General features: G+C 67.2%; 21 protein-coding genes and 1 pseudogene. 13 read left to right on the forward strand and 9 right to left on the reverse strand.

The features are described from left to right. Positions 1–12 precede the first annotated feature (12 nt). Both QM841_RS19070 and QM841_RS19075 read left to right on the forward strand, forming a co-directional pair. Positions 13–1,494 carry an aldehyde dehydrogenase family protein gene (locus QM841_RS19070; RefSeq protein WP_283333117.1) on the forward strand — a complete coding sequence of 494 codons (1,482 nt, stop codon included), beginning with the start codon at positions 13–15 and terminating at the stop codon, positions 1,492–1,494. Positions 1,495–1,520: 26 nt separating this feature from the next. Then, positions 1,521–2,624 carry an NAD(P)-dependent alcohol dehydrogenase gene (locus tag QM841_RS19075; protein ID WP_283333118.1) on the forward strand — a complete coding sequence of 368 codons (1,104 nt, stop codon included), beginning with the start codon at positions 1,521–1,523 and terminating at the stop codon, positions 2,622–2,624. Here the strand turns inward: QM841_RS19075 and QM841_RS19080 are convergent, their stop codons facing one another. Beyond that, complete coding sequence (locus tag QM841_RS19080) at positions 2,625–3,620, reverse strand: AraC family transcriptional regulator (protein ID WP_283333119.1); 996 nt, start codon at positions 3,618–3,620, stop codon at positions 2,625–2,627. A 162-nt stretch (positions 3,621–3,782) separates the two neighbouring features. On the opposite strand from QM841_RS19080, the gene QM841_RS19085 reads away from it, so the two are divergent. Beyond that, the gene (locus tag QM841_RS19085) at positions 3,783–3,938 is read left to right on the forward strand and encodes a hypothetical protein (protein WP_283333120.1); all 156 of its coding nucleotides are present in this window, start codon (positions 3,783–3,785) and stop codon (positions 3,936–3,938) included. A 232-nt stretch (positions 3,939–4,170) separates the two neighbouring features. On the opposite strand, the gene QM841_RS19090 is transcribed toward QM841_RS19085, so the two are convergent. Then, positions 4,171–4,422 carry a hypothetical protein gene (locus QM841_RS19090; protein WP_280779536.1) on the reverse strand — a complete coding sequence of 84 codons (252 nt, stop codon included), beginning with the start codon at positions 4,420–4,422 and terminating at the stop codon, positions 4,171–4,173. Between the two features lie 22 nt (positions 4,423–4,444). On the opposite strand from QM841_RS19090, the pseudogene QM841_RS19095 reads away from it, so the two are divergent. After that, positions 4,445–4,783 (forward strand): annotated as a pseudogene (locus tag QM841_RS19095) (class I SAM-dependent methyltransferase); the annotation flags it as partial. A 129-nt stretch (positions 4,784–4,912) separates the two neighbouring features. On the opposite strand, the gene QM841_RS19100 reads toward QM841_RS19095, so the two are convergent. Both QM841_RS19100 and QM841_RS19105 read right to left on the reverse strand, forming a co-directional pair. Next, a complete protein-coding gene (locus QM841_RS19100; RefSeq protein WP_348539592.1) occupies positions 4,913–5,353 on the reverse strand; it encodes a MerR family transcriptional regulator in 441 nt (146 codons plus the stop codon). A gap of 279 nt (positions 5,354–5,632) precedes the next feature. Further along, complete coding sequence (locus QM841_RS19105) at positions 5,633–5,842, reverse strand: hypothetical protein (protein ID WP_283333122.1); 210 nt, start codon at positions 5,840–5,842, stop codon at positions 5,633–5,635. A 208-nt stretch (positions 5,843–6,050) separates the two neighbouring features. On the opposite strand from QM841_RS19105, the gene QM841_RS19110 reads away from it, so the two are divergent. From QM841_RS19110 to QM841_RS19120, 3 genes are all read left to right on the forward strand, one after another. Then, positions 6,051–6,698: a type IV toxin-antitoxin system AbiEi family antitoxin domain-containing protein gene (locus QM841_RS19110; protein ID WP_283333123.1), complete on the forward strand. Its 648-nt coding sequence runs from the start codon at positions 6,051–6,053 to the stop codon at positions 6,696–6,698. A gap of 81 nt (positions 6,699–6,779) precedes the next feature. Next, positions 6,780–6,995, forward strand: coding sequence for a hypothetical protein (locus QM841_RS19115; protein WP_283333124.1), 216 nt, complete (start codon positions 6,780–6,782; stop codon positions 6,993–6,995). 60 nt (positions 6,996–7,055) lie between these two features. Beyond that, positions 7,056–7,358: a nucleotidyl transferase AbiEii/AbiGii toxin family protein gene (locus tag QM841_RS19120; RefSeq protein ID WP_283333125.1), complete on the forward strand. Its 303-nt coding sequence runs from the start codon at positions 7,056–7,058 to the stop codon at positions 7,356–7,358. 150 nt (positions 7,359–7,508) lie between these two features. Here the strand turns inward: QM841_RS19120 and QM841_RS19125 are convergent, their stop codons facing one another. After that, positions 7,509–8,180, reverse strand: coding sequence for a FadR/GntR family transcriptional regulator (locus QM841_RS19125; protein WP_283333126.1), 672 nt, complete (start codon positions 8,178–8,180; stop codon positions 7,509–7,511). Between the two features lie 169 nt (positions 8,181–8,349). On the opposite strand from QM841_RS19125, the gene QM841_RS19130 reads away from it, so the two are divergent. The 6 genes from QM841_RS19130 to QM841_RS19155 all read left to right on the forward strand — a co-directional run bounded on the left by QM841_RS19130 (position 8,350) and on the right by QM841_RS19155 (position 13,862). Next, on the forward strand, positions 8,350–10,011 hold the full coding sequence (locus tag QM841_RS19130) for a bifunctional fumarylacetoacetate hydrolase/alpha/beta hydrolase family protein (protein ID WP_283333127.1): 1,662 nt from the start codon (positions 8,350–8,352) through the stop codon (positions 10,009–10,011). Positions 10,012–10,038: 27 nt separating this feature from the next. Then, positions 10,039–11,343 carry a metal-dependent hydrolase family protein gene (locus QM841_RS19135; RefSeq protein ID WP_283333128.1) on the forward strand — a complete coding sequence of 435 codons (1,305 nt, stop codon included), beginning with the start codon at positions 10,039–10,041 and terminating at the stop codon, positions 11,341–11,343. A gap of 138 nt (positions 11,344–11,481) precedes the next feature. Beyond that, the gene (locus tag QM841_RS19140; protein ID WP_283333129.1) at positions 11,482–11,799 is read left to right on the forward strand and encodes a WhiB family transcriptional regulator; all 318 of its coding nucleotides are present in this window, start codon (positions 11,482–11,484) and stop codon (positions 11,797–11,799) included. 142 nt (positions 11,800–11,941) lie between these two features. Continuing rightward, positions 11,942–13,150: an MBL fold metallo-hydrolase gene (locus tag QM841_RS19145; RefSeq protein WP_283333130.1), complete on the forward strand. Its 1,209-nt coding sequence runs from the start codon at positions 11,942–11,944 to the stop codon at positions 13,148–13,150. Beyond that, a complete protein-coding gene (locus tag QM841_RS19150) occupies positions 13,147–13,314 on the forward strand; it encodes a hypothetical protein (protein WP_283333131.1) in 168 nt (55 codons plus the stop codon). The genes QM841_RS19145 and QM841_RS19150 overlap by 4 nt, the downstream gene beginning before the upstream one ends. 221 nt (positions 13,315–13,535) lie before the next feature. Further along, a complete protein-coding gene (locus tag QM841_RS19155) occupies positions 13,536–13,862 on the forward strand; it encodes a hypothetical protein (RefSeq protein ID WP_283333132.1) in 327 nt (108 codons plus the stop codon). Between the two features lie 423 nt (positions 13,863–14,285). Here QM841_RS19155 and QM841_RS19160 read toward each other — a convergent pair whose 3' ends face one another. The 4 genes from QM841_RS19160 to QM841_RS19175 all read right to left on the reverse strand — a co-directional run bounded on the left by QM841_RS19160 (position 14,286) and on the right by QM841_RS19175 (position 18,168). Further along, on the reverse strand, positions 14,286–14,957 hold the full coding sequence (locus QM841_RS19160; RefSeq protein ID WP_283333133.1) for a 4-carboxy-4-hydroxy-2-oxoadipate aldolase/oxaloacetate decarboxylase: 672 nt from the start codon (positions 14,955–14,957) through the stop codon (positions 14,286–14,288). 34 nt (positions 14,958–14,991) lie between these two features. Continuing rightward, positions 14,992–16,200: an aspartate transaminase gene (locus QM841_RS19165; RefSeq protein WP_283333134.1), complete on the reverse strand. Its 1,209-nt coding sequence runs from the start codon at positions 16,198–16,200 to the stop codon at positions 14,992–14,994. Positions 16,201–16,339: 139 nt separating this feature from the next. Continuing rightward, complete coding sequence (locus QM841_RS19170; RefSeq protein ID WP_283333135.1) at positions 16,340–17,404, reverse strand: L-idonate 5-dehydrogenase; 1,065 nt, start codon at positions 17,402–17,404, stop codon at positions 16,340–16,342. After that, positions 17,401–18,168 (reverse strand): SDR family oxidoreductase, encoded by a 768-nt coding sequence (locus tag QM841_RS19175; protein ID WP_005567627.1) that lies wholly within the window; start codon positions 18,166–18,168, stop codon positions 17,401–17,403. Before QM841_RS19175 ends, QM841_RS19170 begins: the two co-directional genes overlap by 4 nt. Between the last annotated feature and the right edge of the window lie 48 nt (positions 18,169–18,216).

Raw genomic sequence — 18,216 nt, forward strand, 5'->3', positions numbered from 1 at the left:
GAAGGCAGCGACATGACAGTCACCGACGACACCGCCGTCATCACCCGCCCGCAGATCGGGCCACGCCAGCTGTTCATCGACGGGCAGTGGCGCGAGGCCGGTGCCGGGGAACGATTCGAGATCGTCGACCCCTCCACCGGGAAGCCCGTCACCACCGTCGCCGAGGCGGACGCGGACGATCTCGACTCCGCCGTACGCGCCGCACGTGCCGCGTTCGACGACGGCCGCTGGTCGGGATTGCCGGGCCGCGAACGGGCCCGGATCCTGCTCCGCGTCGCTGCGCTCGTCCGCGAACGGGCCGACGAGATCGTCGCCGTCGAGAGCGTCGACGTCGGCAAACCCGTCTCCCTGTGCCGACCGGTCGACGTGGTGACCACCGCCGAGCAGTACGAGTACTGCGCCGCGCTCGCGCAGACCGCGGGCGGCTCGAACCGGGAGACTCCACTCGACGCCCACGCCTACACTCGCCGCGAACCGCTCGGGGTCGTCGGCGCCATCACCCCGTTCAACTTCCCGCTGATCCTCAGTACGTCGAAGATCGCACCCGCCCTGGCGGCCGGGAACACCGTGGTCCACAAGCCAGCCGAGGACACTCCGCTGAGCGCCCTGCTGATGGCGGAGATCCTCACCGAGGCAGGGGTTCCCGCGGGTGTGGTCAACGTCGTCACAGGGAAGGGATCGACCGTGGGCGAGGCCCTGTTGCAGCACAGGGGGATCGACAAGATCGCGTTCACCGGATCGACGGCGGTCGGCCGGCACGCCGCGAGCGTCGCCGGAGAGAACCTCACACCCGTCACCATGGAACTCGGCGGCAACGCCGCGCACATCGTCTTCGAGGACGCCGACGTGGACAAGGCGATCGGCGCGATCATCAAGGGCTTCGTGTTCAACACCGGACAGTTCTGCATGGGCGGGCCGCGACTGCTGGTCGCCCGCCCGCTCTACGAGACGGTGCTCGGGATCCTCGGTCAGGCCGTTCCCGGTGTGCCGGTTGGTGACCCGTTCGACCCGGCCACCGTCGTCGGACCGATGGCCGGGGACAAGCACGTGCGGAAGGTCGAAGAGTACGTGCAGATCGCCCGCGCCGACGGTGGCCGCATCGTCGCCGGCGGCGAACGACTCGACCTGGGCGGCGGCTACTACTACAAGCCGACCGTGATCGCCGACCTGCCCAACACCTCCCGCGTCGTGCAGGAGGAAATCTTCGGGCCGGTGCTCACCGTGCAACCGTTCGACACCGAGGACGAGGCGATCGCGCTGGCCAACAGCACCGAATACGGACTCGCCTCGGGGCTGCAGACGTCGAACGTCGCACGGGCCCATCGGGTCGCAGCCCGGTTGCAGGCCGGCATCGTGTGGGTCAACGACTGGGCGATGCTCGACCCGGCGGTCCCGTTCGGCGGCGTGAAGAACTCCGGATTCGGCCGCGAATACGGCCCGGAGGCCCTCGAGTCGTATTCCAAGGTCAAGTCCGTCGTCATCTCCCTCGCCTAGAGCGCACCCACCTTTCAGGAGCATCCATGACCACCAGCACCACTGCCGCCGTCGTCGAAACCGGCGGAGCGAAGTTCACCGTGTCCACCGTCGACCTCGACGAGCCACGCCCCGACGAGATCCTCGTTCGTCTCGTCGCCGCGGGCCTGTGCCACACCGACCTCGGCGTCGCCTCGGGCGCGTTGCCGTTCCCGCTGCCCGGCGTGCTCGGGCACGAGGGAGCCGGGATCGTCGAGAAGGTCGGCGCCGGCGTGACGACGGTCGACGTCGGTGATCACGTCCTCCTGTCGTTCAGCTCGTGCGGCTCGTGCGGGAACTGCCGCGACGGGCATCCGGCCTACTGCGCAACGTGGTTGCCGCTCAACCTGATCGGGGGCGGGCGCGCCGACGGCACCAGCCCCGTCAGTCGCGGCGGCGAGGCGATCGGTGGGCACTTCTTCGGGCAGTCCTCCTTCGCGCACCATGCCGTCGTCGACGCGCGCAGTGCGGTCAAGGTCGACCCGGACGCCCCACTGGACGTACTGGCGCCGCTGGGGTGCGGTGTGCAGACCGGTGTCGGGGCGGTGTGGAACGTGCTGAAGCCCCGCCCGGGGCAGACCGTGCTCGTCACGGGGGCGGGCGCCGTCGGGTTGTCGGCGGTGATGGCCGCGGCTCTGACCCCGGCGTCGAAGGTGATCGTCGTCGACCGGGTTCCGGCGCGGCTCGATCTCGCCTGCGAACTCGGCGCGACCCAGGTGATCAACGCCGCCGAGGTCGACACCGCCGAGGAACTGGCGAAGATCGTTCCCGGCGGCGTCGACGGCGCGGTCGAGACCACCGGCAACGTCGGGGTGCTGCGGACCGCGATCGACGCGCTCGCACCTCGCGGCACCGCCGTCATCGTCGGCGCACCGGCATTCGGCACCGAGGTGCCGGTCGACGTCAACGCCATGATCCCGGGCCGCACCCTCGTGGGTCTGACGCTGGGCGACAGCGAAACCCAGACGCTCATCCCCGTTCTCGTCGACCTCGTGAAGTCGGGCCGGCTGCCGATCGACCGCCTCATCACCCACTACGGTTTCGACGACATCAACACCGCCGTCGCGGACATGACCAGCGGTGCCTCGATCAAACCGGTTCTCCGGTTCTGATCATCGAGAAGTTGTCGAACGCAGTGCCGCAGAGGGGCTTTCACCGAACATCTCGCGGTACTGCCCGGCGAAGCGACCCAGGTGGTTGAAACCCCACCGGTACGCGATCTCGGCGACGCCTGCCGTCTCGGGATCGGCCGTCAGCAGGTCGCCACGGACCTTCCGCAGCCGGAGGTCCCGTAGATAGCGCATCGGGGTGGTCTGCAACGACGTCTGGAAGCCGTGCTGCAGCGCCCGCAGACTCACCCCGACCGCGCCGGCGATCTCGAGGGCGGTCAACGGCTCGTCCGCGTGCGCCTCGATGTACTGCTTGGCGTGCTCGACGGCAGCCGGGCAGGCGGGGGCGACGGTTGCCGCCAACTGCTCGCTGTAGTCGTGCCGCGATGCCAGGAGCAGCGACACGATCACGCTCTGCGTCAGCGGCGCCAGCAGTAGCGGGTGGCGGAAGAGGGCGTCGGTGTCACGCAGTTGCACCGACAGGGCCCGCATCACGGACCACCACTGCTGCCCGTGTCCGGTGGTGATGTCCAACGCGAGGTCGAAGGCGATCGGATTGCGGATCGGGCGTCCGAGGAGCAGCGCGAGTTGCTCCTCGACGGCGCGGCGTTCGATCTTCATTCCCAGGATCCGCCGGGTCTCCTGTCCCCAGCCCTGGAGCACCGATCCGCGGTCCGCGCGGTACACGGCGGCGCACGACGGGGTCGCGATGATCCGGTCGGCGCCCGAACTCGTCTTCAACCGGCCGCTCACCGGCACATTGACCTGGTACCAGTCCTGGAGTTTGCCGGTTTCGATCTCGACCTCGGTGTCGTAAGACAGCCAGCCCATCGTGACGGGGCCCAACTCGGCGGCATCGAGGTGTATGCCGAAGCTCTGCTGATCACCGAGAACTTCCACGGAGTGCGGGTAGAACAGTCGCCCACCCACGTGACGCGCCTCTTCGACGTCTCGGCTGACGAGAGAGACAGACGCTGGGCCGCCGACAGAGGTGGACATCCCACAATGAGACCAGAGTCACACCCCAATTGCAAGGTTTCCTTAGCTTGAGGTCTGTCAAGGACAGTCTTCGAACCGTCCGGTTGGGTAGTACCCGGACCGGCGGGTCCGGGGGCATACTTGGCCGGCTCGGGGGTTTCCGCAGACGATACGGAGAAACTGATGCTCGACCGGCTGTACGCCGCTATCCTGGCCGTCGCCGGCCTCGGCTACGGGGGATACATCCTCCTCGACGAGCTGACCGGCAGCTCGGACACACCCGGCGAGGACGACCATCACCTCCGCCGAGAATTCTCCGAACCGGTCTCAACGGCATAACCGCTGCGTGGGACGGCGGGAAACAGTCCCCGCGTCTCGTGCGCCTCCACTGCCGACCGTATCCGGCTTCGCCGCGCATCCTCGTGGCGCCCCACCGGCGAAGTTCAACCTCAACGACCCGCCGCAGCACCGGTCAGGTCCACGCCAGCCAGCCCCGTCTTGCGTGGTGAACTAGGTATGACCTCACCGCCGGTCCGAGCGCCGGAGAACGCAACCGAGAGACCGCCGTCACCTACGACAGGCAGGAGAACCATGTCGATCCCCCGACCCCGACCCACGGGTCATCAGCTTGGATGCAATGCGCGGGAAGCGGACCGATGATCTGCTCTCGGGTGACCTCCCGATCGCTGCGCTGTTCGACCGCCCCGGTGACCCCATAGCATGCGATCTTCTCGTCGAGGACGCGCTCACCGCACATATGCGCGGCTCGGGCAGCCTCGGGTGCGGTGAGATGTTGCTCGCCGACCGGGTGAGCAGCGGTCACACGATTCTGGTTTGACCATGTCGCGTTCGACCACCGTGTGACTGTCTGCGATATCGCTGCCGTCCCGCTCGACGACGCATCCGCCGACATCGCGATCCTGTCGTTGGCACTGATGGGCAAGAACCACGCCGACTACGTCCGCGAAACGCACCGGATTCTCCCGGTCGAGGGGCATCTGTGGCTCTGTGAGCCGACCTCCAGCATCGGTTCGGATGAGGCGCGACTCCGAGATGTCCTGTCCGGATTTGGCTTCGACCTGTATCGCGTGCAGGTCGAGGGCCAGTTCACGTTTGCGCGTGCCGTCAAGTCGGACAATGCTCCCCGCGACGTCACCGCGCCGATCAAGCTACGCGCCCAATGAATTCGCCGCGAGGGTCGACCAATGGGCCTGCCAGGCCCCCTGCGCCACCTACTTGGTATTTCTGGATAGGGATCGACAACCGGCGACAACGAATCGTCTATCGATCTGTCTGATTCATCAGACGGTGTTTCAGCTGATTACGGGGCCGGGCCCGTCCGACTTGGGGCGGTGGGGGTGCTGGAGTTCAGCATTGATACGTCGGGCCTCGGCGAGTTGGTCTTCGAGGATGATGATGCGGCACGCGGAATCGAGCGCGGTGCCCTGGTCGATCAGTTCGCGGGCTCGGGCGGCGAGACGCAGCTGGTAACGGGAGTAGCGGCGGTGGCCGCCGTCTGATCGTCCGGGGGTGAGCAGCTTCGCGGCGTCGAGGCTGCGCAGGAATGCCTGTGTCACGCCGAGGATCTCGGCGGCGTGACCCATGCTGTAGGCCGGGTAGTCCTCGTCGTCGAGCTTCCCGGCCGCGCTTCGGTCGGGCGAATCTTCCGGAATGGGGTGACACCTTTCCAACGGACAGGGCCCCCGGCGCCGTGAGGCACCGGGGGCCGGAGCGGGTTTCACTTCCTTATTCACTGCACTTCTTCCGGCTGTCGGGCCTTAGTGCTGCCCGGCCGCCGATCGGAAAGTGCCGGGGCCTTACACACTCACATCAACCCTTGCCCGGCACATCCTGGTCTTGCGGTACTTCTCTGCGGGCAGTTCATTCTCTCCCGCACCTCGTGAACTCTTTCCTTGCGACGAGAGGAACTCTACAACAGCGTCCCCTCAATGTCTACAGTCACCACTATAGAAATTCTGGAGTTGGTTGACCAGGGATTTCACACGCTCCGGGAGGCACGCTGGTTCCGCCCGTCAACGTCGACGGGCACCACTTTCGACGTCCGCACGGATCACGACCAACGGCGACTCCCCGACTGCCACCGGGGTGACACCGTGTGCGGGCGCCTTGGCCGCGTGGTGGTCGTAGGTGACGTGGTCGGCAAGCCGCCGGCCGACCGAGAGGAACCCCAGTGCCGACACCCGAACCCAACGAACAGACCGGCCGGCCGGAGTCATGGTCATGCCCGGCATCGCCGCCGACGCCCGGGTCCGCGACCTGACCGCCGAGCAGCGCGGGCAGATCACCGACATGATCGCCGCGACGAGCCAGCGATAAGGGAGGTGCATCTCCGAGCACGCGCCGCCCACTGAGTGCCCTCCCCTTCGCTTTCGTACTGGACGTTTCGTAGGCTTTAACCCTACGAAACGCACACGCAGAGGAGGTGGGGTCGTGGCACCCGCGCACAGCACCGCCGTACCCGCCGCCTTGGCCCGCCGGCCCTTGCGCACCTTCCGCCCCCAAGACGCCACCGACGTCTACGCCCACCCCCGCCCTGAACTCGCCCGCCTGGTCACACGCGGCGTCCTGCACCGCGCCGCCCCCGGCTACTACATCGTGATCCCCCCGGAACAGGCCGGGCGACCCTGGATCCCGAACCTCGAAGCCACCGCCGCCGGAATCGCCGCCGCGATCTACGGACCCGATCACGCGATCGTGATGGGCATCAGCGCCGCCCGCCTCCACCACGCGATCCCTCGTGCGTTGGCCACCGCGGTCGTCGCCGTCCCCCGCCGGCACCGGACCATCACCCTCACCGACAGGACCGCCACCATCCGGTTCCTCCGCCGCGACACCCCCGAACTCGACGCCGAACGCCTTAATACCCCCCTCGGGCCGGCACTGGTGACCACCCCGGAACAGACCGTCCTCGACCTGGCACGCTGGCCGGCCCTCGGCGACGCCGAAAACGAAATCCCCGCCGCCGTCACCTCGCTCTATCAGCGCAGCGACCGCGAACGCCTTAACACCCTCGCCGCCGAGCAGGGACTGACCGCAGCCCTCACCCGCGCCGAAACCTGGGTGCAGGCAGCCTCGTGAACCTCGACGAACGCGACCGTGTCACCGACCTGTTCGGCGGCACCGCCCTCGCCCGAACACACCTCCCCAATGGAAGATTGAGTGAGGACATCGACCTCATCGCCCTCGACCCCGCGCAGTTCCCTGGCCGCCGACCTCGACGCGGCGCTCCCGAGAGCATTGCAACGCGCCTACGGTCGCCTCGAATGGGCGCCCCCGCTCAGCGCCGGCACGAGCGTGGACGCCGCCACCCTCCACACCACCAGTGGCCTCGCAGTGGAAATCCAACTCCTCGCCTCCACCGACCGCACCCTCTAGCCCACCGAACCCCGCACCCTCATCCAGCGCTACAGCGACGCCCCACCCGCCCGGCTCCTCGTGCCCACCCTGCCCGCGTTCGCCGCCTCCAAAACCGCCACCTGGTGCGACCGCGCCGCCGCCCGCGACCTCTGGGACCTGTGGGCACTGGCCAACATCGGCGCCATCAACCCCCACACCGCAGCACTGTTCCGCAAACACGGGCCGACCGGGAAAAACCCCGGCACCTACGTCTTCACCCGCCCGCCCAGCGACAACGAATGGCGCACGCAACTCGCCGGCCAAACCCGACTCACCATCACCGCCACCGACGCCCTCCACACCGTCCGCACCGCATGGAACCACCTCACACCCCACCCCTGACCACATCCCCCACCCCACGCGCACGGGCGACGCCTCTCCGATGCACCAGAATCAGATCCACCGAATTTCGGATAGGCCCCACACTCTCGGATGCGACGGTTTCGCTCTACGGCAAGAAATGACACCTTGCCTGGACGCCGTGTGGTGCGGTTAGGCGTTGTCTCCCAGCAGGGTCGTGCGGACGTGCCGCAAATGCACGCGCATCGCGGTGCGGGCGCTGTCCGGGTCCCGGTCGGCGATGGCGTCGACGATGTCCTCGTGCTCGCCGCAGTATTCGCGATGCAGTTCGGGGTTGAAGGTGCGTTTCTTCAGCCCACCCCAGATCGGTTGTTGACGGCTGTCGATGAGGAGCTGGCTGACCCCGATCAGGACGATGTTGTGGGTGGCGAGCGCGAAGCTGTGGTGCAGCGCGGTGTCCCATCGTTCGAACTCTTCCGAGGATCGGGCGCCGTCGCCGCCGCGCAGGCAGCGACGCATTTCCTCGATGTCGTCACGGGTCGCTGCTGCCACGGCGAGTGGGAGCAGTTCCGGTTCGAGGATGAGCCGCGAGCTCATGATCTCGCTGGGGCTGGGATGGTTCGCCGTCTCCGGGTCGACGGATTCCCGCGGGGCGAGGAACGTGCCCCGGCCGACGTAACGCACCACGGTTCCCCGGTGTTCGAGGTCCTCGAGGACGGACCGGACCACGGCACGGCTGACACCGGCGTCGGCGGCGAGTTCCCGCTCGGTCGGCAGCTTGTCCCCCGGGCCCAACTGCCGCTCGGCGACGACGGCTTCGATGTGCCGCAGAGCAGCCGCTGTAGGTCCCACAGCCAGGGTCACAACAACTCCTCTCGACGAACCAATTCGAACCAATTATAGGGGCATGGTCAACAGCTTCTCCGCCAACACGGCGAAAAATCAAGTGTTGACGATCACACCGTTCTCTACCTATCGTAACCAATACGAACCGCAACCCGGTTTGGTTCACATTGGTTTTACAGGAGGTCTCATGCGCTTCGCGCGGATTCAAGGTAAGAACGGCGCGGTCGTCTGCGCTGTGGACGCGAACGGAGCTGCACTGCCCGTGCAGTTCGGTGACACCGGTGCCCCAGTGCGCGAGCTGCAGGAGATCATCGCCGGCGGCCGGGCCGCACTCGGCCGGCTGAGCACCAGCACCCCCGCCGAGGGCGGAAAGCTGCTCGCCCCCATCACCCCGCACCGCAACGTGTTCTGCGTCGGCCGGAACTACTCCGAGCACGCCGCCGAGTTCGCCAAGAGCGGGTTCGACGCGACCGGCTCCGCGGACGGCCAGCACGTGCCCCAGTACCCGGTGGTCTTCACCAAGCCCGCCGCCACGGTCATCGCCTCCGGCGACCCGGTCGACCCGCACACCGACATCACCTCGGCCCTGGACTACGAGGGCGAGATCGGCATCATCATCGGCAAGCGCGCCTCCAAGGTCAGCCGCGACGACGCGATGGACTACGTGTGGGGCTACACCCTCATCAACGACGTCACCGCCCGCGACCTGCAGCGCGACCACAAGCAGTGGTTCATCGGCAAGTCCCTCGACACGTTCTGCCCGCTCGGCCCCTGGGCCGTCACCGCGGACGAGATCGACATCAACGACCTGCAGCTGCAGACCCGGGTCAACGGCGAGCTCCGGCAGGACACCAACACCGCCCAGCTCATCTTCGACGTGCCCACCATCATCGAATCCCTCTCGGCCGGCATCACCCTCGAACCCGGTGACGTGATCGCCACCGGCACCCCGGTCGGTGTCGGTATCGGCTTCGACCCGCCGAAGTACCTGGTCGAGGGCGACGAGGTGATCGTCTCCGCACCCGGCCTCGGCGAGCTGCGCAACAGCATCGGCATTCCGGCCCCGGTGGACCACCTCACCCCGGTCGGCACCAGCGAGCTGTTCGTCGAGAAGACCGGCAGCGGACCCGCGGTCGTGCTGATCCACGGCCTCGGCGGTGCGACCACCGTGTACGAGCCGCAGGTCGCGACGCTCGCCGAAACCCACACCGTGCTGCGCTACGACCTGTCCGGTCACGGCCGCTCCCCGTTCGCCGGTCCCGCGAGCATCGACAACTGGGTCGAGGAGTTGCGCGAGTTGCTCGACGCGGAGGGGATCGAGCAGACCGCTTTGGTCGCGCACTCGATGGGCACCCTGGTCGCGAACACGTTCGCCGCCAAGTACCCGCAGCGTGTCAGCAAGGTCGCGCTCCTCGGCGCGGTCCGCGCGCAGCCGGAGGCAGCCAAGACCGCCACCCGCGCCCGCGCCCGCACCGTCCGCGAAGCCGGCATGTCCGCCGTCGCCGACACCATCGTCGCAGCGGCGCTGTCGCAGGAAACGCACAGCACCCGCCCGTCGTCGGTGGCCCTGGTCCGCGAACTGCTGCTCAGCCAGAACCCCGAGGGCTACGCAAGCGCCTGCGAGGCCCTCGCCGCCGCCGTCGAACCCGACTTCTCCTCGATCGACGTCCCGATTCTGCTGCTCACCGGCGACGAGGACAAGGTCAGCCCGGTCGCGGTCAACGACGAACTGCTCTCGATCTACCCCAACGCCCAGAAGCACGTGCTCGACGGGGTGGGCCACTGGCACTCCCTCGAAGATCCCAGTGCTGTCACCAACCGGCTCCAGGAATTCCTGACCAAGCCCTGAGCTTCTCCCACGAAAGGAGTGGCGACAATGACGTCAGCCAACACCCCCGATCAGTCCATCCTCTTCACCAACGTTCGGATCTTCGACTCCACCGGTTCCGACCCGTACGAGGGTGAAGTGCTGGTCGAAGGCGAACGCATTGCCGAGGTCCGCAAGGGCACCGGAGATCTGCCTCGCGAAGGCGCGAGGGTCGTCGACGGCCAGGGCAAGTTCCTGATGTCGGGTCTGTGTGATGCTCACACCCACTTCTCCTGGGTCAACTCCGCCGACCTGCCCGGTCTCGGGACGATGGGCGTCGAAGAGCACACCCTGCTGTGTGCCCGCTCGGCGCAGACCTACATCGACTCCGGCTACACCATGTGTGTCGGTGCCGCGGCCGCCAAGCCGCGACTGGATGTGGTCATCCGCAACGCCATCAACGCCGGCCAGATCCCCGGCCCCCGCTACCTGGCGAACTGTCAGGAAATCGCGGTCACCGGCGGCGCCCTGGTCAAGGGCATCACCGCCTTCGCCGACGGTCCCGAGGAGATGCGCAAGGCCGTCCGGCGGAACGTCGACCTGGGTGCGGACCTGGTGAAGCTGAGCATGTCCGGCGAGGAAATCACCGGCAACCAGCACGCCGAGGACAACTACTTCTCGGACGAGGAAACCCTCGCCGCGGTCACTGAGGCGCACCGTCGCGGACTGCGGGTGTGCTCACACGCCAGGTCCGGGGAGAGCGTGAAGATGTCGCTGCGCAACGGCGTCGACATCATCTACCACGCCTCCTTCACCGACGAGGAAGGTCTGGACATGCTCGAAGAGCAGAAGGACCGCATCTTCGTCGCACCCGGGCTGAACTGGCTGGTCGCCACCCTGCACGACGCCGAAGCGTTCGGGTATCCCCCCGAAGCCGCCGAAGCTGCCGGATACCAGCACGAACTCGACTGCGCGATCGAGGCGCTGAAGAAGATGAAGGAACGCGGCATCCGGGTGCTGCCCGGCGGCGACTACGGCTTCGCGTGGACCCCGCACGGCACCTACGCCCGCGACCTGCAGCACTTCGTCGAACTGCTCGAGTTCTCCCCGAAGGACACCCTGCTCGCCGCCACCGCCCTCGGCGGGCAGATCATGCGGATGGCTGACGACCTCGGTCAGGTCAAGGCCGGGTTCTACGCGGACATGATCCTGATCGACGGTGACCCGCTCGAGGACATCACCATCCTGCAGGACCAGTCCAAGATCATCGGCATCATGAAGAACGGTGTCTTCCACAAGGATCCGGGCTCCGGACAGTCCGCGCGCCCGTCCACGCTCAGCGAAACCCACCGCGGAACCCCCATCCCCGCATAGGAATCGCTGACCGTCACCGGCCGGTGAGGGTGGGGAGTGTGGCGCACCCACCCTCACCGGCCGGCCACCGACAACCACGTTCGCCGATCCCCCTTTTGCCCGGTGGCGGACCGTCACCGGGGCCCAAGGAGAATCACCGTGCCGTCGACTCTGCTCTCGTGGCAGCAGGCCAAGCTCATCGCCGTCACCGAATTCTGGGACTGGCAACTCCACGCCCGATGCCGCACCACCGGGTCGGCCACCTTCCTCGCCCCCGACGACGAACCCGCCGGATCACGGATCCGCCGAGAGAACGCGGCCAAGAAGATCTGCGGCGACTGCCCGGTGCGGCCGCACTGCCTCGCCCATGCCCTGAACACCCCCGAACCGCACGGGGTATGGGGCGGAATGACCGAACGCGAACGCGCCGGAACGAAGAACCCCACCACCGCCTGGTCCACACCGCTCGCTTCCTGAATCACCCACGCGGTCGGCGCACCTGCGCCGCCAGCGACCGCGCCGCGTCGACACCCACTGCCCACGGACCGCTCCGGCAACGCTGCCTCACGCACATCCTGCCGATGCCTGCCGTGCCGAATTTCAGCGAAGGACTATTTCGATGTGCAACCTCATCCATGAGGCTCACCAACATTCGCTCTCCCGCCGTGGACTGCTCACCGGTGTCATGGCACTCGGGACCGCGACCGCCTTGGCCGGGTGCTCCGCCGCCGACACCACCACCTCCGCGGCGAGTACCGGAAGCTTTGCTTATGTCGACAACGCACGCGCGCACCGCACCCGCCTGGCCCTGCTCGGCACCGCCGGTGGCCCGATGACCTGGATCGCCCCCCACAACAGCGGCGATCAGACCCGCCACGGCATCGCCTCCGCCGTCGTCGTGGACGGCGCGATCTACCTGGTCGACTGCGGAATGGGCGTCGCACACCAACTGCGGCGGGCCAACCTCGGCAAGGAGGGCGACTTCCACGGCTACGAAGGCCTGCGCAGCGTCTTCCTCACGCACCTGCACTCCGACCACACCATGGACTACTTCAACATCGTGCTCTCCGGCTGGTACCAGGGACTTCCCGGTCCGGCGCCGGTCGAGGTCTACGGACCCGGTGACCGGGGTGCGCTGCCCCCGATCTCCGGCACCACCGACGTCCCGGTGGTCAACCCCGAGAACCCGACACCGGGCACGGTGGACATGACCAACTACCTCACCCAGGCATTCGCCACCGACATCAACGACCGGCTCCGCGACTCCGGTAAACCCGGCCTCGACAAGCTCATCCGCACCCACGACATTCAGATCCCCTCCAAAATCGGCGCCCGGGCCAACGACAACCAGTTCCCGATCATGGACCCGTTCCTGGTCATGGAGGACGACCGCGTCAAGGTGACCGCAACCCTGGTCGATCACGGCGCCGTCTACCCGGCCTTCGCGTTCCGCTTCGACACCGCCGACGGATCCATCGTCTTCTCCGGCGACACCGCACCCACCCCCAACCTGATCACCCTGGCCACCGGTGCCGACATCCTCGTCCACGAGGTGATCGACGCCGACTGGGTCAAAGCCCTCTACGGCGAACCGCCGTACAGCCCGGAAGAGGAAGGGTTCATCGAACACCTCCTGCACTCACACACCACCATCGAGCAGGTCGGCCCGGTCGCCGAGGAAGCCGGCGTAAAAACACTGGTCCTCTCGCATCTCGCGCCGGGTAACAACCCGGCCGAACGGTGGCAGGCCGCGGCCGCCGGCTTCTCCGGCGACCTGATCGTCGGCGAAGACCTGATGGAGATCGGCGTCGGAGAACGCACCAGTTGATCGACACCGCACTCCTGCTCGGGGCGGCGGTCGCCGCGGCGGCGATCCTCGGCGTCCTACCCGGCGCCGTGCTGGTCGCTGCGGTCCCGGCGTCGTGGCTTGCCCTCGTCGTCGGGGTCAGGTTCGCCGGGTCGATCAGGGGCGCGAGAGGCGAAATTGCTTAGCAAAAAGAACTAGCACTCACCTGACGTGAGTGCTAAATTTTAGTGGGTCTACGTCACAAGCTGAAGACCCTCGACCGAGTCGCGACCATCGACTCGCCGAAGCGGCCTCGACAACACTGACTACGTTCTCGGACCGAACAGTCAGTCCCGAAGACGCTTCCAGCCCTGTGCAGCCGACATGTGTCCGGCGACCCGAATCGTCAATCGTTAGAAGGAGGATCATGACCGCCGCCATCCCCCGCAGGCCGCTTGCCGACCACCGCATGTGTTCCTCCGTCGACGGCAACGAGAAGCGTAAGCAGCGTGGTTCGCGGTTACCCGCCGTGTCGATCACTCTGGCGGCGCTGTCCGTTGCGTCGTTCTGGGTGGTCGGACTCGGCTTCCTTCTGGGAGTGGGCGCGGTGGTCTGCGGTGCCGTCGCTACTTCGCGGTCCACAGTCGCGGACGACGAGGCGGCATCTTTGCGTGCCCTACTGGGCGTCGTTGCCGGCGTCGCGGGGATCACCGTCTCCGCGATCGCCCTGTTCCCCATGCTGGCCCAGCTTTGAACCGCGGACGTGGCCGCTGCATTTCCGGTCGCCAACCGGACTGACCCGCACCACCCGCCTCATCGAAGGGATGCGCGATCGCACCTGTAACCCGGGCGACGTGTCCCAGTGCAGCCACCGCGCATGCCCGCTGTCGTCGACCGTCGCGTCTGTAAACGCCTGACGCATCCACGTCGCGTGCCCCGGCCGAGTATGTCGGGAGGGTTCCACCCGCCGCGACCCACGCCTCGAGTTTCGGAATGTCGAGCCCGCCCGCCCGGTTGCATCCTCCGCCGGTGTCGGACGCCGCCACCACGCGGCAGCCCTCCTCCGTGGCTGTGCCGCATCGCATCGCATCGAGTGCGACGAGCACGACCCGCGGATGGTGGCGCCGACGCGCCCGTTCAGAACTCCGATGGACATCTCCGGCAGGGAGTGGCCGGCTCACTGGTCGACGGTGAGGCCCTTCGCCTCGAGCACCTGGGCGAGATTGCTGACCTGGATCGGGGTTTCACCCTTCTTGTAGCGCTCGATGTAGGCGGCTTCGGCGGCGTCGCGGTCACGGGAGGCGTCGATGGCGAACTGGACCTCGTCGCGGCGGACCACGACCACTCCGTCGCAGTCACCCTTGACCACGTCGCCGGGATAGATGATCTGGCCGCCGAACACCAACGGCTGGTTGACGGGACCGAGCGATTCCTTCACCGTTCCCTCGATGCACACGTGCTTGGAGAAGACGGGGAACCCGAGTTCGCGGATCTCCCGGCTGTCCCGCACTCCGCCGTCCGTGACCAGCGCGCTGATGCCCCGGGCCACGCACGCATTGGCCAGCACGTCGCCGAACTGGCCTGCCGGCTGGTCGCCGGAGGACACGATGAGCACGTCGCCGGGTTGCGCGTAGCTGATGGCGACCTGGAGCATGATGTTGTCGCGTGGATGGCAGACGACCGTGAACGCCGTTCCGCAGAACGACATGTCGCGGTCGATGGGCTTGATCTCCGAATCCAGTGCACCCTTGCGGCCCTGGGCTTCGTGGATGGTGGCGGCAGAGAAGGCGCCCAGTCGGTCGATCGCGGTCTTGTCGGCGCGGTCGATCTTGGTAGTGACGTGAACCATGATGTCTCCGTTGGTCGGGTAAGAGCGGGTGGGATCAGCTGAGCGACGCGACTGCCTTCTCGACCGCGGCGGCCGCGTTCCGCAGAACGTCCTCGGACGTGGCGAACGAGACGCGGAAATACGACTGGGCGCCGTACGCGGTGCCCTGGATGGTGGCCACCGACGCGTGGTCGAGGAGGAAGAGCACCACGTCCTGATCGTTCTCGAGCAGCGTGCCGTCGGGAGTCCGCTTGCCCACGAGGCCCGCGCATCCGACGAACAGATAGAACGCGCCCTGCGGCAGAACGGGTTCCAAACCCTCGATACGGGAGAACAATTCGAAGATGACGTCCCGCCGCGCGCGATAGCTCGCGACGGACGTGGTGACGAAACTCTGATCGCCGGTGAGCGCCTCGGCCGCGGCGGCCTGACTGATCGACGACGGGCAGGAGGAACTCTGCGACTGCAGCTTGTTGATCGCTGCGATCAGGCCCTTGTTCCCGACGCCGTACCCCAGACGCCAGCCGGTCATCGCGTAGGCCTTCGACACACCGTTGGTCACCAGGATCCGATCGCGGAGGTGCGGCGCGGCCGACAACAGGTTCGGAACGGGTGAGTCGGTGAAGACGATCTCGTCGTAGATCTCGTCACAGAGGACGTTCACGTGCGGGTTCCGGTCGAGTACCGCTGCCAGTTCCGCCAGTTCCTGCTCGCTGTACACCGCACCGGTCGGATTCGACGGTGCGTTGAGGATCACCCATTTCGTCGCGGGAGTGATGGCGGCGGCGAGCTTCTCCGCGGTGAGCAGGAACCGGTCGGATTCCGGGCAGTCGACGACGACGGGTGTTCCGCCGTGGACGGTCACCATGTCGGGGTACGACACCCAGTACGGCGCGGGCACGATCACCTCGGTGCCCTCCTCCACCGTCGCCATCAGCGCCAGGAAGATGACCTGCTTGGCACCTCCGCCGACGGTGATCTCGTTGTCCGCGAACTCGACCCCGGTCCGGGCGAGCATCCGCTTCGCGATCGCGTCCCGCAGTGCGGGGATACCGTTGACGGGGGTGTACTTGGTGAGACCGGATTTCATCGCCGCGACGGCTGCCGCCTTGATGTGGTCCGGTGTGTCGAAATCGGGTTCTCCGACCGTCAGGTCGAGGATCTCCCGCCCCGACGCCCGGAGCTCGCGAACCCGTTGCGCAGCTGCCACACTCGGTGACTCACGCATCTGGTCGACTCGCGCTGCAGGGACGAAGGTGGACATTGTTCCTCCTGGTAGAGGGCGTGGGAACGAAAGAAGCCGGGAACTCGGGCGGTACCTTCACACCCAGGTTATCGGGGGCACATCACGGCTGTACAAGACCGATTACTTGTCGGGCGATAGCCGTTCGGAATGACTGGAATCAGAACGCCAGCAACACCTTCGCGGAGGCGGACGCGTCCTTCGCGACGGCGAACGCCTCGAGGCCGGCCTCGATGCCGAACTCGTGACTGATCACCGGTTCGACGTTCAGGCTGCCGTCCGCCAGAGCGGCGAGCACCGAATCGATCTCGTCGTTGAATCGGAAGGATCCGACGAGTTCGAGTTCCCGCGTGATGACGAGCGAGAGCGGCGCGGGCTGAAGACCGGTGGGGAGCAGTCCGAGCATGACGACTCGGCCGCCGCGCGTCGCGCCGCGAATGGCCGATTCGAGCCCGAAGCGGTTACCGGAGCATTCGACGACGACATCGGCGTCGACGGCCGCGATGCTCTCGGAGTCGGTGGCGTCGAGGGTCCGGTCGGCGCCGAGCGCCCGTGCAACAGTGAGGGGATACTCGTGCACGTCGACTGCGGTGATCTCGCGCGCACCGGCCCGGCGCAGGACCGCCACCACGAGGGCGCCGATGGGTCCGCATCCCACGACGAGTGCGCTCTTCCCCGACACGTCGCCGGCGCGGGCCACGGCATGCCACGCGACGGCGGCGGGTTCCGCAACGGCAGCGGTGCGCAGCGGAAGGTCCGGTGGCAGCGGCCGCAGCATGCGGGAGGGCAGAACTGCGTACTTCGCGAATGCCCCTTCGGTGTGGGGGAATTGCGCCGCACTGCCGAGGTACGTGCATCCCGGCGAGAGGTTCGGGCGGTCCGCGGGGAACCTGGCGCCGCGACCGCCGGGGGTGGCGGGATGCACGGCGACACGTTCACCCGCTGCGGGGCCGCTGCCGTCCGCCGCGACCTGCACCACCGTTCCCACCACTTCGTGGCCCAGCAGCATCGGTGCCTTCAGAATCGACTCACCCGCCGCCCCGTGCGTCCAGTAGTGCAGGTCGGATCCGCAGATCCCGCCGTAGGCGATTTCGACGACCGTCTCGGACGATTCGGGCCGGCGCAGCGGCACCGATTCGATGCGCAGGTCTCCCGCGGCGTGCGCCACCACCCCGAGGGTTTCGGCCGGGAGCGGGGTGCCGGACTCGCGCTGTGCGGTGTTCACCTCGGGTCTCGATCGTTGCGCCGGATGAAGTCGAGTCCACCCGGTACCTGGAATGTGGGCATGATTTCGATCAGGCCGAGATTGACGTGACCCGGGGCGTCGATCGCGAACTCGATGGTGTCGGCGATGTCCTTGGTCGTGATGGATTCGAAGCCTTCGTAGTACGTCTCCCACGCCTCCTTCATCGCCTCCGGCGACCCGCCCAGGTTGCGTCCGAAGATCTCGGTTTCGACTCTGCCCGGGCAGATCTCCGTCACGCGGATGCGCTTGCCGATGGTGTCGTTGCGCAGCTGTCGCGAGATCTGGTGCACCGCAGCCTTCGTGGCGTGGTAGGCGGTGTGGCCGTAGAAGTTGTACAGGCCGGCGATGGAGCTGATGTTGACGATGTGGCCGAGGTCCCGCTCGACCATTCCCGGCATCAGCAGCCGGCACAGGTGCAGCACCGCACGGAGATTGACGTCCACCATGGCGTCGACCGAATCCGCGGAGGCGTCCAGGATGTTGCCGGTGGCCGACACTCCCGCGTTGTTGATCAGCACGTCGATCTCGAGCCCCTCGACGGCGGCGCTCAGTGCGTCGATGTCCGTGATGTCGACGGCGAGCGGGATCATTCCCGTCTTGTCCGCGACCTCGTCGAGCCGTTCCTTGTTGCGGGCCACACCGTAGACGGTCAGTCCGCGCTTGGTCAGGATCTCGGTGACCGCGGCACCCATTCCGGTGTTGGCACCGGTGACCAGTGCCGTCCGGTAGTCGTTGAATGGCATAACGCTCCCTTGCCTTGCTGGTGGTGAAAGTTGGTACAGCCCGGTGGT

This window comes from Rhodococcus sp. IEGM 1307, assembly GCF_030056915.1.
Lineage (GTDB): Bacteria > Actinomycetota > Actinomycetes > Mycobacteriales > Mycobacteriaceae > Rhodococcus_F > Rhodococcus_F opacus_D.

Excerpts from the sequence above, each read along its gene's own strand:
- QM841_RS19135 (WP_283333128.1), top strand. The coding sequence starts at position 10,039 with ATGACGTCAGCCAACACCCCCGATCAGTCCATCCTCTTCACCAACGTT.
- QM841_RS19105 (WP_283333122.1), bottom strand. The coding sequence starts at position 5,842 with ATGACCATGACTCCGGCCGGCCGGTCTGTTCGTTGGGTTCGGGTGTCG.
- QM841_RS19160 (WP_283333133.1), bottom strand. The coding sequence starts at position 14,957 with ATGGTTCACGTCACTACCAAGATCGACCGCGCCGACAAGACCGCGATC.
- QM841_RS19165 (WP_283333134.1), bottom strand. The coding sequence starts at position 16,200 with ATGTCCACCTTCGTCCCTGCAGCGCGAGTCGACCAGATGCGTGAGTCA.
- QM841_RS19085 (WP_283333120.1), top strand. The coding sequence starts at position 3,783 with ATGCTCGACCGGCTGTACGCCGCTATCCTGGCCGTCGCCGGCCTCGGC.
- QM841_RS19155 (WP_283333132.1), top strand. The coding sequence starts at position 13,536 with ATGACCGCCGCCATCCCCCGCAGGCCGCTTGCCGACCACCGCATGTGT.
- QM841_RS19130 (WP_283333127.1), top strand. The coding sequence starts at position 8,350 with ATGCGCTTCGCGCGGATTCAAGGTAAGAACGGCGCGGTCGTCTGCGCT.
- QM841_RS19075 (WP_283333118.1), top strand. The coding sequence starts at position 1,521 with ATGACCACCAGCACCACTGCCGCCGTCGTCGAAACCGGCGGAGCGAAG.
- QM841_RS19145 (WP_283333130.1), top strand. The coding sequence starts at position 11,942 with ATGTGCAACCTCATCCATGAGGCTCACCAACATTCGCTCTCCCGCCGT.
- QM841_RS19175 (WP_005567627.1), bottom strand. The coding sequence starts at position 18,168 with ATGCCATTCAACGACTACCGGACGGCACTGGTCACCGGTGCCAACACC.
- QM841_RS19070 (WP_283333117.1), top strand. The coding sequence starts at position 13 with ATGACAGTCACCGACGACACCGCCGTCATCACCCGCCCGCAGATCGGG.
- QM841_RS19080 (WP_283333119.1), bottom strand. The coding sequence starts at position 3,620 with ATGTCCACCTCTGTCGGCGGCCCAGCGTCTGTCTCTCTCGTCAGCCGA.